The sequence below is a fragment of the Aquihabitans sp. McL0605 genome, from assembly GCF_049993875.1.
Lineage (GTDB): Bacteria > Actinomycetota > Acidimicrobiia > Acidimicrobiales > Iamiaceae > Aquihabitans.
In genome coordinates this window covers 4082831-4096569 of sequence record NZ_CP188252.1, presented here as the reverse complement: position 1 = coordinate 4096569, position 13739 = coordinate 4082831, and the positions used below count along the sequence as shown (strand labels likewise).

Annotated in this window: 10 protein-coding genes, 1 tRNA gene and 1 pseudogene; 3 read left to right on the top strand and 9 right to left on the bottom strand. The window is 71.4% G+C overall.

The window, feature by feature from the left end; genetic code table 11:
* Positions 1–35: 35 nt before the first annotated feature.
* Entirely contained in the window at positions 36–842 is an 807-nt protein-coding gene (locus ACPPVX_RS18925; RefSeq protein WP_426572137.1) for a TIGR04086 family membrane protein, read from the bottom strand.
* A 199-nt stretch (positions 843–1041) separates the two neighbouring features.
* Between ACPPVX_RS18925 and ACPPVX_RS18920 the strand changes: the two genes are divergently transcribed.
* Positions 1042–1572, top strand: a complete 531-nt coding sequence (locus tag ACPPVX_RS18920; RefSeq protein ID WP_426572136.1) for a hemerythrin domain-containing protein — start codon at positions 1042–1044, stop codon at positions 1570–1572.
* A 60-nt stretch (positions 1573–1632) separates the two neighbouring features.
* Here ACPPVX_RS18920 and ACPPVX_RS18915 read toward each other — a convergent pair whose 3' ends face one another.
* From ACPPVX_RS18915 to ACPPVX_RS18905, 3 genes and pseudogenes are all read right to left on the bottom strand, one after another.
* Positions 1633–2145, bottom strand: a complete 513-nt coding sequence (locus ACPPVX_RS18915) for a hypothetical protein (protein WP_426572135.1) — start codon at positions 2143–2145, stop codon at positions 1633–1635.
* 35 nt (positions 2146–2180) lie between these two features.
* Entirely contained in the window at positions 2181–2927 is a 747-nt protein-coding gene (locus ACPPVX_RS18910; protein ID WP_426572134.1) for an HNH endonuclease family protein, read from the bottom strand.
* A pseudogene (locus ACPPVX_RS18905) lies at positions 2924–3079 on the bottom strand (excalibur calcium-binding domain-containing protein); the annotation flags it as partial. The pseudogene ACPPVX_RS18905 and the gene ACPPVX_RS18910, both read right to left, overlap by 4 nt.
* A gap of 155 nt (positions 3080–3234) precedes the next feature.
* Between ACPPVX_RS18905 and zwf the strand changes: the two are divergent.
* Positions 3235–4704 (top strand): glucose-6-phosphate dehydrogenase, encoded by a 1470-nt coding sequence (zwf, locus tag ACPPVX_RS18900; protein ID WP_426572133.1) that lies wholly within the window; start codon positions 3235–3237, stop codon positions 4702–4704.
* Position 4705: 1 nt separating this feature from the next.
* Here zwf and ACPPVX_RS18895 read toward each other — a convergent pair whose 3' ends face one another.
* Positions 4706–5323, bottom strand: a complete 618-nt coding sequence (locus ACPPVX_RS18895) for a carbonic anhydrase (RefSeq protein WP_426572132.1) — start codon at positions 5321–5323, stop codon at positions 4706–4708.
* Between the two features lie 108 nt (positions 5324–5431).
* A complete protein-coding gene (locus tag ACPPVX_RS18890) occupies positions 5432–6130 on the bottom strand; it encodes a flavin reductase family protein (protein WP_426572131.1) in 699 nt (232 codons plus the stop codon).
* A gap of 137 nt (positions 6131–6267) precedes the next feature.
* Between ACPPVX_RS18890 and ACPPVX_RS18885 the strand changes: the two genes are divergently transcribed.
* Positions 6268–8085, top strand: a complete 1818-nt coding sequence (locus ACPPVX_RS18885; protein ID WP_426572130.1) for a diguanylate cyclase domain-containing protein — start codon at positions 6268–6270, stop codon at positions 8083–8085.
* Here the strand turns inward: ACPPVX_RS18885 and ACPPVX_RS18880 are convergent.
* The 3 genes from ACPPVX_RS18880 to ACPPVX_RS18870 form a co-directional block, all read right to left on the bottom strand.
* Positions 8082–12257, bottom strand: coding sequence for a CocE/NonD family hydrolase (locus ACPPVX_RS18880; protein ID WP_426572129.1), 4176 nt, complete (start codon positions 12255–12257; stop codon positions 8082–8084). The two genes, ACPPVX_RS18885 and ACPPVX_RS18880, sit on opposite strands and share 4 nt — an antisense overlap.
* A gap of 176 nt (positions 12258–12433) precedes the next feature.
* Positions 12434–12507 (bottom strand) — tRNA-Arg (locus ACPPVX_RS18875).
* A 268-nt stretch (positions 12508–12775) separates the two neighbouring features.
* A complete protein-coding gene (locus ACPPVX_RS18870) occupies positions 12776–13735 on the bottom strand; it encodes an alpha/beta hydrolase (RefSeq protein ID WP_426572128.1) in 960 nt (319 codons plus the stop codon).
* Positions 13736–13739: the final 4 nt, after the last annotated feature.

Genomic DNA, 13739 nt, shown 5'->3' with positions numbered 1-13739 from the left:
GGACCGGCGCCCGGACCGGCTCCGGCATCGACGGGTCAGCTGTTGATCCGACCGTCGATGCGGCGCCACTCGGCCTCGGTGTAGCGCCGCTCTTGATCGGGTGCCGCGTCTGCTGCCTCCGCATCCGTGAGGTCGATGTGCCGTTCACGATCACGGCCATCGGCATGGGCGTCGGCATCGACGGCGTCGCCGCGAGGGGCGATCGACGGATCGGAGTAGATGCGGTCCCGGCGTGCCTCGGCCTCGGCCTGGACCCGGCGGCGCTCGTCCGCGCTCGTGCCCACCTCGGGGTCAGCGAGTCGTGCCGCGAAGCGGGTGTGCCACCGCTCGCCCAGCACGCCACCGAGCACCGATCCCAGCAGGATCGCGGCCAGCGAGAGGATCACGCCGGCGACGGCCACCCCGGTGATCTGGTCGGTGGTGGTGGGGACGCCGATGCTGCGCAGGTTGGAACGGATCGCAGCGTCGTCGGTGAGGGCCGCGACGATCCCGCCCGCCACCGCCCCCACGATCAAGGTGGCGACGAAGAGCAAGACCCCGTGCAGGGCACCGCGGCGTCGAGCCATGCGGCCGGCGACGTAGCCACCGAAGAGGTACGCGACCAGCAGCACGGCCGCGGCCGTGACCGAGGCGACGGCCCCGCTGCCCGTCCAGTCGTTCGTGCGGAACTCGGTGTTCACATCGGCCGACGCCAGCACCGACCCCGCGATCGCCGCGACGACCGCAAAGGTGCCGTAGGCCGTGACCAGCCCGGCGAGCACGCTGACGGGCGAGACGCCCCCCAAACCTGCTTCGGCCGCTGCTTCCCGATGATCTCGAGTTGCGCTGTTGGAACGTTCCATGGGATCGCCTCCGGTCTCTATCGCCCCGCAAGTCCCGGCCTCTGTGCCGAGCGGGCCTCCGTGATCACCAGTGACCTCTGCGGCCGAGATCTAAACCAAGCGCCGCGACAGATCCACCCGTCGCCCGGGCCTGGCTCGGACGATGGCGAATCGGGTATCGGCTCACGTACCGAACCCCGAAGAGGAGAGCATGATGAACGTGATCGACCACTTGATCGGCGAGCACCGCAAGGTCGAAGGCCTGCTCGCACAGCTGAAGGACAGCGACGAGGGCTCCGATCGGAACGCCATGTTCGAGGAGCTCGCATCCTCGCTCGACACGCACATGCGCGTGGAGGAGCGCTACATCTATCCCATGATCTCGGACCTCATCGGGCAGGACGAGGCCAGCGACGCGACGGACGAGCACGAGCTGGCGCGGGACGGCCTCGCCTCCGCCCGCACCCGCCTCGAAGAGGGGGCGTTCGAGGCGGCGATCGAGATCCTCGAAGCCGGGATCGCCCACCATGTGGAAGAGGAGGAGCAGGAGCTCTTCCCCCAGCTGCGGGTCAAGGCCGCGGACCAGCTCGATGGCATGGACCCCGAGCGCCTCGAGGCGCACGTCGAGGAACACGGTGCCGCGATCGACCTCACGAAGGAGGAGCTCTACGACCTGGCGAAGCAGCAGGGGATCGAGGGCCGTTCGAAGATGACGAAGGACGAGCTCGCCGGAGCGGTCGGACGGTCCTAGCCGCATCGCCCTGGCGGGGCGGTCGTGGGGTCTCCCGCCATCGACGGGTGGCCCCGCGCGTCAGCGGCTGCGCCAGTCGCGGAGCCCGGTGTCATCGAGGCGACGGCCCCAGCCGTCGAGCTCGGTGGCCGGCGAGTCGGCGAACGTGGTGGGAGGGCGGAAGAGGATCCCATCCACGGCCAGCTGCCGGCGCACGTCCTTGAACCTCGCGAGCAGCTGGTCACGGTCGATCGCGGTGAACAGGTGGTCGTCGACCAGCTCGACGAGCGGGGCGAGCAGGCCGCGGGCCTGGGCTTCGGTGCAGCCGGCCGCCGCCCAGTACCCCGCCATGTCGAACGGGAACAGCGAGCGCGGCTCGAGCGCGAACTCGAGGGCCGGCGACTCCCAATCGCACCACTCGTCGAACGACCGAGGGCCGACGGTCATCCAATCCCACAGGTGCTGGACGAGGGCATCGAGGTTCGGGTCGCGCAGGTCTCGCGCCCGCCGCCAGTCCTCGACGCCGAGGAGGGCGATCGCGAGGAGCGCGCGCTGCGACAGGTCGTCGTAGGTCACCACCGGCCGATCGCTCACCGACCCCAACCCTACGGACCGGGTCGGGCGGTGGATCAGCAGCCAGCCAGGATCGATGCGAGGGCGGCGTGCTCGGACGGGGTGACGGTCAGCCCCCAGCGGACCTTGATCCGCACCCAGCTCGAGGCATAGCTGCACCAGTCCGAACGATCGGGTGGGAGCCAGTCGGCGGGGGTCCGGTCCGCCTTGGACTCGTTCGTGGAGCCGCTGACCGCCTGGAGGGTGTCGGGGCTGCCGAGATCGTTGGCGAAGGCGATCCTCCGTGCCCTCGTCCACGCGGCGGCACCGGATCGCCACGCATCCGCGAGGGGCACCACGTGATCGATCTGCAGGTCCGCAGGGTCGAGGGTCTCGATGCCGTCGTAAACCGAGCGCCACCGGCCGTTCGTCGGACGACACCGGTCGTCGACGGCGGGTGTGGTCAAGGACTCATCGATGAGGACGCGCTCGCGCGTGCTGCACCCGGTGGAACCGTCATAGGACCAGCCAGCACCGAACTCGGAACGGCGGTAGGGAGGTGACGTCGTCGGCGATGCGGCGACCGTCAGTTCGTCGAGCGAGCCGCCGGCCGATGCGGACGGCGCCGCGTTGGTGGGGGTGGTCGACGTGGCCGTCGGGGTGGTGGTCGTGGCAGGGGTCGAGGTGGCGGGAGCGGGCTCGACGCCCGCGTCCGACGGCTCGGACCGGGGAGCACGCCAGATCACGAGGCCCAACGCCACGGCCAGCACGAGGGCGGTGACCTTGGCGCTCCTGGGCCAGCTCCGTGGCGTCCGGCGGCTCACGTCTCGCAGGCGATCCCGTCGTCATCCCGATCGAGCCCGGCACGGTACCCAGGGTCGCCGCGGTAGAGGGGCGCCGCCCCGGCCGCGCGGGCCGCATCGCAGTTCTGGTAGTACGCGCCCGTGTCGACGAGCGGCACCGTGGCCGCGGGTGGTCGAGGCGGAGGCACCGGACAGACCGCGCAGATGATCGCCATGTTCCCGCCTCCCCCTCGCCGCGCATCGTACGTGTTCACCTGGGGCTGGTGCAGCGGAAACGTGGAGGCAACGAACGGTTCGTACCCTTGGGACGATCGGAGGTGGGCCTGGGATGAGCTTCAACGAGGAACCGCACGACATCAACACCTCGCTGATGGAGCCGCTGCGCCCGCACGTGATCGTGCTGTTCGGGGCGACCGGCGACCTGGCCAAGCGCAAGCTGCTCCCGGGGCTGCTGCACCTCAGCCGGGCGGGGCTGGTGCCCGACTGCCGGATCGTGGCCACGTCGCTGGACGCGTTCGACGATGACCAGTTCCGCAAGGTCGCTCGGCAGGCGTGCGACGACTTCGGGCGGGGCCACATCACCGAGGAGGTGTGGGACGCGTTCGCCTCCAAGCTGACCTACGTCAGCCAGACCACGGGGGCCGAGGCGCTGGCCGGGAAGGTGGCCGAGGCCGAGGCCACCCTCGAAGGCGAGGCACGGCGTCTGCACTACCTGAGCGTCCCGCCGAAGGCCGCTCGTGCCGTGGTGCAGCTGCTCGGCGAGGCCGACCTCGTCCACCGCTCGCGGATCATCATGGAGAAGCCGTTCGGGACCGACCTCAAGAGCTCGGTTCGCCTCAACGCGGCGGTCCACGAGGTGTTCAGGGAGCACCAGGTGTTCCGCATCGACCACTTCCTCGGGAAGGAGGCGGCACAGAACATCCTCGCCTTCCGGTTCGCCAACGGCCTGTTCGAGCCCATCTGGAACCGCAACCACATCGACCACGTGCAGATCGACGTGCCCGAGACCCTGTCGCTCGACTCGAGGGCGGGGTTCTACGAGTCGACCGGCGCCTACCGCGACATGGTGGTGACCCACCTCTTCCAGGTGCTGGCGTTCATGGCCATGGAACCGCCGACGGCGCTGGAGCCCCGGGCCATCAGCGAGGAGAAGAACAAGGTCTTCCGGTCGATGAAGCCGATCGAGCCGGCCCACGTGGTGCGGGGCCAGTACCTCGGCTACCGCGACGAGCCCGGCGTGTCCCCCGACTCCGAGACCGAGACGTTCGTCGCCCTCCGCTGCGAGATCGACAACTGGCGGTGGGCTGGCGTGCCGTTCTTCCTGCGGACCGGCAAGCGCATGGCCGAGGGCGGGCGCATCATCTCGATCGCCTTCCGCGAGCCGCCCAAGAGCATGTTCCCCGCCGGGTCCGGCGTCGGCGCGCAGGGCCCCGACCACCTCACGTTCGACCTGGCCGACGCTTCGAAGCTGTCGCTGTCGTTCTACGGGAAGCGGCCGGGGCCGGGCATGAAGCTCGACAAGCTCAGCCTGCAGTTCGCGCTGCACGAGACGGCCCGGGCCGCCGACGTGCTCGAGGCCTACGAGCGCCTCATCTACGACGCCATGAGCGGCGACCACACGCTGTTCACGACGGCCGAGGGCATCGAGCGCCTCTGGGAGATCTCGATGCCGCTGCTCGACGACCCGCCGCCGGTGCGCCCGTACGCGCCGGGATCGTGGGGGCCCAACGCCATCCACCAGATCATCGCCCCGCACACCTGGCGCCTGCCGTTCGAGCGGGCCTGGCGGGACAAGTAGGTCAGCTGGCGCCCTGGAGGAGGCCAGCGTCGTCGGTGACCTGCACGACACCGGTGGCCATGTCGTAGAGCACCCCCACGACGAACGCGTCGTGGCCGGCCGGGGTGGTGAGGGTGCCGAGCGATCGCAGCACCTCGACGGTGGCCTCGAGGTTGGCGCCCGTGGCTCCGACCGGATCGTCGCCGACGACCGAAGCCAGGCGGCTGGCCACCTCGCCGGTGAGCTCGCCCAGGTGGCCGTCGGCCGGGTCCTTGGCCAGGGCGGCGAGGACGGCGCCGCAGCCGCTGTGGGCCATCACGATCACGAGCGGGACGCCGAGGCGGCGCACGCCGAACTCGATGCTGCCCAGCGCCACGCCCGCCAGCGAGTGGCCGGCGGTGCGCACGGTGAACAGGTCGCCGACGCCCTGGTCGAACACGACCTCGGGTGGGACGCGGGCATCGACGCAGCCGAGCACGACGGCGTACGGGTCCTGACCTCCGAGCAGCGCCTCGCGCTGCGCCGGCGACACCACGTGGGGCTCGGGCACGCCCTCGGCGAACCGGGCGTTGCCGGCCATCAGGGTGTGGAGGGCCTCGACGGCCGTCGCTCGCGCTTGCTCGCTGGTGGTGTTCGGCACGTCATGCCCTTCCGATCGGCGGTCGAAGCATCATGCCGTCCGTCGACGAGACGGTGAAAGCCCAGCGGTCGGACCGCCGGCGACGATCCCACGCTGCGACCGCTGGCATCAGCCGTCCTCGGGCGGGCCCTCCGTCGATCCCCCGGCGTCTTCGAGGCGGGCGAGCAGGCCATCACGGATGGAGGTGCCGGGCTCGCGGGCCTTGGGGCCGGTGGCCCGCCAGCCGTGGCGGGAGCTGTAGAGCAGCGGCGGCTCGTCCAGCCGGCCGGTGCGGGCGCTGCTCACCCGGGCGAAGAACAGGTCGTGGTCGTAGCGGCCTGCCACCACGTCCTCGACCTCGCAGCTGAACGAGGCGACGCAGTCCCGCACGACGGGCAGTCCGTCGACGGTCTCGAGGAAGTCGTCGGCGATGTAGCGGAACCGGTGGCCGGGGTAGGAGAAGTACTGCCCCGCCTCGATCTGGTCGGTTCCGAGGATCGACACCGAGAACCGGCCGCCGGCGGCGATCAGCGGGTGGGTGTCGTGCTTGGGCGACACCGATGCCATCACGATCGGCTCCTCGAACGACACCTGGCACACCCAGTGGGAGGTGTAGGCCCGCTCGACGCCGCCGTGGGCGGCCCCGACCACCTGCACCCCCTTCACCATCTGGCCCAGCGACCGCTTCAGCTCGCGCTCGATCATGCCGGGCCCGATCGCGTGAGCGCGGTGGGCGATGCATCGCTTGGCGACGAGGCGGGTACCGGGCGCTGCGGCCTCGATCGAGACCGCCACACGGACGCGTGCAACGGGTTCGTTCGCAGGCACCACACGGACCGGACCCTATCGACGTGTCGCAGACCACCATCGCCGCTCCTCCCCCCGCCCCACCAGCACCTGCGGGGCCGCCATCAGGATTCCCACCCGACCTGCCGATGGAACCGGAGAGGAGACCGAGGAGCTACATGACCTCCCACTACCGCTACGGGCTGAGGACGAGGTTGTTGGCGCTGGTCCTGGCGCCGGCGCTGCTGCTCGCCCTGCTCGGTGGCGCTGCGGCCCTCCGGCAGCACCGCGCGGCCACGAGGCTGGCGGAGGTGCGCCAGGAGGTGGGCGTCCTGGCCCAGCTCACCACGCTCCGCAGCGTGCTCCTCGAGGCGCGGGCCCCGGTCGAGGTGGGCGTGCGCGCCCAGGCCCTGGGGATCGACCGCGACACCGCGCTCCGGCTGCTGGGCCTGGAGCAGTTCTCGTCGAGCGACCTCGATCAGGTGGTGGTCGAGCTCGAGCGCCTGCCCGCCGATGCCCGACCGTTCCGGACGGCGGACGTCGACCAGCTGGGCCACGCGGCCGATGCCGGGGCCGACCTGACGGCGATCGACCGCTTCGATCGCCTCGACACCGCAGCGAGCGAGAAGTGGGAGCGGCGCTTCGCCGACCTCCGCACGCGCGTGGTGTCCACCGGGAGCACCTCGCTCGACCACCGCATGGACGACCTGGAGGACGCCACCATGGCCGGGTCGGCCGCCGGCACCATGGTCACCAAGCTCGCCGACTACTGGTTCAGCTACCTCGCCAGCAGTTCCCGGGCGGCCCCCGCCCGGTCGGAGCTGGCCGTGGCATCGCAGCAGTTCGACCGGGCCATCGACGACCTCGAGACCAGCACCGACCCCAAGGTGGAGGCCGATGCCAAGCACATCGCCGCCGACAAGCCGGGCACGCCGCTCGACCGGGCCATCGACGACGCCGTGGCCGGGAAGGCGCCGGAGCCGTTCGCGAACGGTGTCGACGTGAAGCTGATCACCGCCACGTTCACCTCGAGCTTCCAGGTGTTCGGCACGCTCTTCAACCTGATCAACGGGCGGTCCGACCGCCTGCAGGCTGCCGTCACCGTCCTGGCCGACGACGCCACCCGCAACGCCGCGATCACGTTCGGCGGCGTGCTGCTGGCGATCGCCGTGATGGTGGTGATCTCCCTGCTCATCGCCTCCACCTTCGAGCAGCCGCTCAGCCGGTTGATCGAGGGCACCCGCCGGGTCGGTAGCGGAGACCTGAGCCTGGAGCCCCTCCCCACGAACGGACCGGCGGAGATCGGCGAGGCCAGCGCCGCGTTCAACGACGTGGTGGTGAACCTCCGGTTGCTGGAGGGCAAGGTCGACGCGCTCGCCAACGGCAACCTCGAGGACCCCTGGCTCGACGTACCGCTCCCGGGCCAGCTCGGCGACACGATGGACCGGTCGATCCAGCTCCTCTCGGACTCGATCGCCGACCGAGCCAGCCTCCAGGAGCGCCTCGCCTACCAGGCCACCCACGACGCGCTCACCCTGCTCCCCAACCGGCCCGGCGCCCTCGAGGCGCTCGACGGCGCAATGGCCCGGTCGCGCCGCACCGGCTCCCGCCTCGCCGTGGCGTTCCTCGACCTCGACGGCTTCAAGCTCGTCAACGACACGTACGGGCACCAGACCGGCGACGACGTCCTCCGGGAGGTGGCGCGGCGCCTCGATGCCGAAGCGCGCGCCGGTGACTTCTGCGCCCGCCTCGGCGGTGACGAGTTCGTGATCATCGCCGAGAACGTCGCCGGCGATGCGGGGGCTCTCGCCCTCGGCACGCGCGTCGCGGCCCGGATCGCCGAGCCGATGGAGGTGGGTGGGCAGACCGTGACGGTGGGCGCCAGCATCGGCGTCGCGTTCCGCAACGAGGGCGAGGAGGGCCTGCAGCTGCTCGCCCGCGCCGACGAGGCGTCCTACCGGGCGAAGCGCGGCGGAGGTCCGGTCGAGCTCTACTAGGGGCCGGGCGTGAGCAGGCCGGTCCGGGCCGGCTCGCCGGGGCCGAACGCGTTCACGGCGGCGACGGTGAACGTGTAGGTGGTCCCGTTGACCAGCCCCGATACCACCCGGTTGTTGGAGATCCCCGGGAAGGACTGCGGCGCTTGGGCCACCGAGCCGAGGTAGGGCGTGATCACGTAGCCGGTGACCGGCGAGGCGTTGCCGGTGGGTGGCCACCACTGGAGGGTGACCTGGCCGTTCCCGGCGGTCCCGCTCAGGAACGCGGGGGTCGCCGGGGCTCCCACGAGCAGCGCCGTCGACGCCACCGAGGCCGGACCGGTCCCCGCCGCGTTCACCGCCGCCACCGTGAACGTGTACGTGGAGCCGTTGGTGAGGCTCGTCACGGACTGGGTGGTGGCGGTCGAGGTGAACGTCTGCGCGGGCTGGGCGACGAGCCCGAGGTACGGGGTCACGATGTAGCCGGTCACGTTCGAGCCCCCATCGGTGGTGGGTGCCCGCCACGAGACCGAGGCGCTCGCTGCGCCCGACCGGGCCGTCACCACCGTCGGCGCCGAGGCCACCACCGGGTTCACCAGCACGGGCGCGCTCACCGACGCGGCGCCGGTGCCCGATGCGTTCACGGCGGCGACCGAGAACGTGTAGGTCACCCCGTTGGTCAGGCCGGTCACGGTCTGGGTGTTGTTGGCCCCTTGGAACACCTGCGGCGTCTGGGCCGCCGCGCCGATGTAGGGCGTGATGACGATGCTGGTGACCGGCGGCCCATTGGACGCAGGCGGCCACCACTTCAAGGTGGCCTGCTTGTTGCCGGGCACCCCGCTCAAGAAGGCGGGGGCCGACGGCGTGCCGACGGTGATGACCGCCGTGGGCGACGAGGGGGTGCCGGTGCCGACGCTGTTCGTGGCGGCCACGGTGAACGTGTACGACGTGCCGTTGGCGAGCCCGGTCACGGTCTGCGTGGTGGCCGTCCCGGAGAAGGGCCGAGGGCTCTGCGCGGTGGCGCCGATGTACGGCGTGACCACGTAGCCCGAGATCGACACGCCGCCGTCGACCGAGGGCGCGCTCCACGCCACGACCGCGGACGAGTCACCGACCTTCGCCGTCGCCCCCGTGGGGGCGCCGGGGACCGTGGGGTTGACCAGGACCGGCGCGCTCAGGCTGCCCGGGCCCGTGCCCCGGGCGTTGACGGCCTGGACGAGGAACGCGTAGGTGGTGCCGTTGACGAGCCCGGTGACCGTCTGGGTGCTGCCGGCATTGTTGAAGGTCTGCGGGCTCTGGGCCACGCCGTTCACGTAGGGCGTGATGATCGAGGCGGTGACGGTCGACCCGTTGTCCGTGGCCGGCCACCAGCGCACGACCGCCTTCTGGCTGGCGGGCGTGGCCGAGAGGAACTCGACCGCGAGCGGCGCGCCGACGACGACGGGTGCGCTCGGCGGCGACTGGGCTCCGGCGGTGGCGTACACGGCCGCCACCCGGAACGTGAGGGACGCGCCGTTGGTGAGGCCGGTGAGCGTCTGGGTGAGGGCGGTCGTGGTGAACGTCTTCGGCGTCTGGGCCGTGGCCCCCAGGTAGGGCGTGACCACGTAGCCGGTCACGGTGGCACCGGTGGCCGGCGGCGCCTTCCACGTCACGGTGACCGCGCCGTTGCCGGGCTTGGTGGTCACGTCGGTGGGGGTCGGGGCGGTGGTGGCGAGGGAGGCGTCGGATGCGGGTGCGTACGTGGTGCCGTACTTGGCGGCCACCGTGAACGTGAAGGGCCCGGCGTTCGCTCCGCCGGTGTAGGTGGCGGTGGTGGAGCCGGCCGGCACGTCGACCGTGTCCCCGCCCGGTGCGACGGTGACCCGGTAGCCGGCCAGGGCCGCGCCCGACGGCCAGGCGGGGGGCGGCTGCCACGCCACCTGGACCTGGTTGCCCTGGACGGTCGCGGTGACGGCCGTGGGCGTGCGGGCGGGCAGGTACGTCCGGCAGGGCTGGTTGCGCAGGGACTGGCTCTGGGTGGTGACGCCCGAGACCGCGCACGACGGCGCCGCGGAGGGCGAGAAGAACGGCACCCGGTTGTCCGACAGCTTCGACAGGACCACGCTCGACGGCATGGTCGCCGAGTGGGCGATCGTGTTGGTGGCCGTGCCGGGCAGCGTCGAGAACGCCCAGAACGGTTGGTTGCCGCCCGGCGCCTCGATGTTGAGCCGCAGGCGCGACCCGGGCCGGACGATGTGGGCGAACGGGAACAGCTCGATGCGGACCGGGACGTACGCGCCGGTCGGCAGCGGTGCGGCGTCAACGGCCTGGAACGTGTGGCGGGGGCGCAGCTCGGTGGAGGCCGCGGTGTCGAGCGCCCGGCGGCTGGCCCGCAGCCAGCCGCTCTGGATCTCGACCTCCTGGCCGTCGGGCCGGACCTCGGTGAGCGTCACCTCGAAGTCGGTGTCGGCCGCCGTCGACTTCACCCACAGGTCGGCGCTGCCGCCGCCGGCGTACGGCACCTTCGACGTGAAGGCGGGCGTCACGAAGCTCAGCGAGTTGCCCTCGGTCAGCGGGAGCCAGTGGACGTCGGGATGCGAGGTCCACATGGCGTCGGTGGACCCGTCGAACGTGGTGTTCCGCTTCGTCGTCGGGTCGTAGGTGTACGACGACGCACCGCGCGCCTCGGTGGCGGCGACGGTGGGCGCCGTCTTGGCGAGCGCGCCGTCGGGCTGGAGGAACCACCGCTCGGCGGCGGCGGTCGGGATCGGCCACGACGGGTAGGACGTGGTGACCGTCGAGTACGGCGCCCCCTCCTTGCCGGCCACGCCGCCGTTCTCCCAGCGGATGGTGATGGGCGGTTGGGCCTCGTACCAGGCCAGGGCCTCGGCGTACGTGGAGAAGGACGGGAACGAGTAGTTGGTGATGGGCACGGCGGTGCCGAACAGGCTCTGGAGCCCGTCAGACACGCCCTGCTGGTAGAACGCGTTGCCCTCGAGCGTCGGCCTGCGCTTGCCCACGTAGAGGTCGACGAACTCGGCCACCTTCATGAACACCTCGGGGCCGAGCGAGTCGACGTGGGTGCCGTTGGTGAACGTGGCGTGCAGCTTGGCGTGCGGAGCGATCATCGTGGCCAGCTCCGCCCCGTACCCACCGGTCTGCTCGTCCTGCCACTGCGTCTCGAGGAACGTCGGCACCGTGATCTGGGGCGCGAAGGAGTTGGGGTCGAGGTACCGGTACTTGGGGTCGTTGAAGCGGCCGTCGATGATCTCGTTGGTGATGTCCTGGCTCTGCAACCTCATCACCTGGTTGGCGGCGCAGGTGGTGTCGCCGGCGCTGATCCGGCTGCGGACCCATGCGTGCGCCGACGGGAGCGCCGCCTCCTGGCGGTCCTGCGCCCAGCCGAGCGCGAACCCGTCGTTGAGGATCCCGCCCGGGTAGAGGATCCCGTTGTACCCGTCGGAGAACGGCGACAGCGGGGTGATGGCCCGGAGGTGCGGCGGGTTGGTGGCGGCCACGTAGAGCTGGCTGTAGCCCGAGTACGAGATGCCCACCATGCCCACGTCGCCGTTCGACCAGCTCTGGTGGGCCAGCGTCTCGATGACGTCGTAGCCGTCGGTGCGCTGGGCGTCCTCGAAGAACCAGAACGAGCCACCCGAGCACGTGGTGCCGCGCATGTTGACGCCCACCACCACGTAGCCGAGGTGGGGGTAGAGCTGCGCCTCCTGGGGCGTCTGGCCCGGCTGCGACGGGTCGTACCCGGAGTAGTCGAGCAGCACCGGCCACGGTCCCGTCGACCCGTCGTTGGGGAACGTGACGTTGGCCGACAGCGTGGTGCCGTCGCGCATGGTGATGTAGCCGTAGCCCTCGTTGAGCGCAGGCGTGGTGCCGTAGAACGACTGCGGCGGGTTGTCCGTCGGATCGGTCACGGTGACGGCCGATGACGTGGTGCCGCCCTCCACCACCGTGTAGCCCGCCCCCGCCGCAAGGTCGCGGAACGCCTTGGCCCCCTGTGCATCCGCGGGGCCCGAATCGACGAGCGCGTTCGCCGGGCTGCGCAGCTCGACGGTGGAGCCCACCGGGTGGCCCCACGTGTACACCTGGTTCACGCTGCCGCGGACGTTGAACGCCGCCGCGGCCGCCGGCGCGGACGAGGCCGCCAGCACCGCGGTGGGAACGAGCAGCGTCGCCAGCGCGGCGATCAGGAGGTTCCGCACCCGGAACCGCACTCGATGAGCAGGTCGCACCATCGTCATCATCCCCCTGGCCCTGAACGCCCTGGGCCTCCGGCCTCCCGCCGAGGCCAGCACGGTACCCCTCCCCCGCCGCCGGCGCCCCGGATCCGCGCCAGCCGGGTGAGGCCGCGTCACCCCCCACCACCTGCCCGAAGAGGCGCCCCCGGTTGGATTCGAACCAACGACCGTCGGATTAGAAGTCCGGTGCTCTATCCAGCTGAGCTACGGGGGCGGGACCGGTGCGAAACGTGGCGCGAAACCTCCGCACCCCACCCGCAACCGGCGACTGCGCCATCGTACGAGGCCGCCGAGGCCCGACGGAGCGTCCGATCCGGCCCGACCGACCTTGCCCCGACAGCGCACCTCGCGGCGGACGGAGCCACGACGGGTCGTCGAGGGCTCTGCCGGCATGTCGAGGGCCCCGGTGCATCGAGCATCCACCGGAGCCCGAGCGGCGACGCTGTCGGCCCTGGTCACCGGGTACGGCCGCGGCCGACCCGCTAGGACACCGCGATCAGCGTCGAGGTGGGCAGCGAGCCCGTCACGAGGCTCTTGACCCTGGTGCCGCACGTCGTGCGGTCCGCCGAGTTGGTGCACCAGTAGCCGGTGGTCCGGGTGCCCGCCGCAAGGTCCTTGGCCCAGGTCGAGCCGAGGTCTCGGAGTCGGGCCACCACCGTGGAGTTCGGCACGCACAGCGCTGCGGTGTTGCCGATGGCATCACCGTTCTCACCCTCGACATCGGTGTGGCAGCTGCCGCCGTACGGGATGCCGAAGAAGAATCCGCTCCACACGAGCTGCACCCCGACGAACGTGTTGGGCAGATCTTTGAGCGCGCCGAACGAGTTGTTGTTCAGGTTGATGGCTCCAGGACGCGCCGCGATCTCGAGGACCGGACGGGTGCCGCCCGCCGAGATGGCCTGGAGGTTGGCGGAGAACCCACTTCCGGCGACGGCGTCGAACAGCACCGCCCCCTTCAGCCCGGCGTAGTTCCGCGCGGCGAGGCGGGCACCGACCACCGACGCGAAGTGCCCGCCAGCCGAGTGGCCACCGACGATGTAGCCGACGGGCAGCGCCTTGCCTGCCGGCGGGGTGAGGGCGCGAGATGCGAGCAGATCGCCGAGCGCGTTGCCCAGCGCCGGGTTGCCGCCCGACATGTCGGCGTTGAGGCACAGGACCATGACGCCCTTGGCCATGACGGCCTTCGAGGTGCTGCGCAGGTTGCCGCAGCCCCGCGAGAACCCGTGTTGGAGGAGCATCAGCCCCGTCGCCGTGCCGTTGGGCAGGTACCAGTCGACGCTGTACGACGTCCCCGCCACCGTGAGCTGGCTGTTGACGCACGTCCCTGCGGTCGACGAGAAGTTCCCACAGGCCGCGTCGGCGCCTGCGGGGGCCACGCCGGCGGTAGCCAGCCCGACGGTGAACAGCGCTGCGGTGACAGCGGCAACGAACAAGCGACGCATGGAT